Origin of the sequence: Pseudomonas sp. MD195_PC81_125 (genome assembly GCF_014060985.1) — a bacterium.
GTDB lineage: Bacteria > Pseudomonadota > Gammaproteobacteria > Pseudomonadales > Pseudomonadaceae > Aquipseudomonas > Aquipseudomonas parakoreensis.
In genome coordinates, this window is sequence record NZ_JABULD010001051.1 from 1 (window position 1) to 584 (window position 584).

General features: G+C 50.0%; 1 rRNA gene. It reads left to right on the plus strand.

Features of this window, described 5'->3' with window-relative positions:
- Positions 1–584, plus strand: a 23S ribosomal RNA gene (locus HT737_RS31105); the annotation flags it as partial.

The following is a 584-nucleotide window of genomic DNA, read 5'->3' on the forward strand; positions in this document are numbered from 1 at the left end:
AGGGGGAACTGAAAACATCTAAGTACCCTGAGGAAAAAGAAAATCAACCGAGATTCCCTTAGTAGTGGCGAGCGAACGGGGACTAGCCCTTAAGTGGCTTTGAGATTAGCGGAACGCTCTGGAAAGTGCGGCCATAGTGGGTGATAGCCCTGTACGCGAAAGTCTCTTAGTCATGAAATCGAGTAGGACGGAGCACGAGGAAACTTTGTCTGAATATGGGGGGACCATCCTCCAAGGCTAAATACTACTGACTGACCGATAGTGAACTAGTACCGTGAGGGAAAGGACGAAAAGAACCCCGGAGAGGGGAGTGAAATAGATCCTGAAACCGTATGCGTACAAGCAGTGGGAGCAGACTTTGTTCTGTGACTGCGTACCTTTTGTATAATGGGTCAGCGACTTATTTTCAGTGGCGAGCTTTAACCGAATAGGGGAGGCGTAGCGAAAGCGAGTCTTAATAGGGCGTCTAGTCGCTGGGAATAGACCCGAAACCGGGCGATCTATCCATGGGCAGGTTGAAGGTTAGGTAACACTGACTGGAGGACCGAACCGACTACCGTTGAAAAGTTAGCGGATGACCTGTG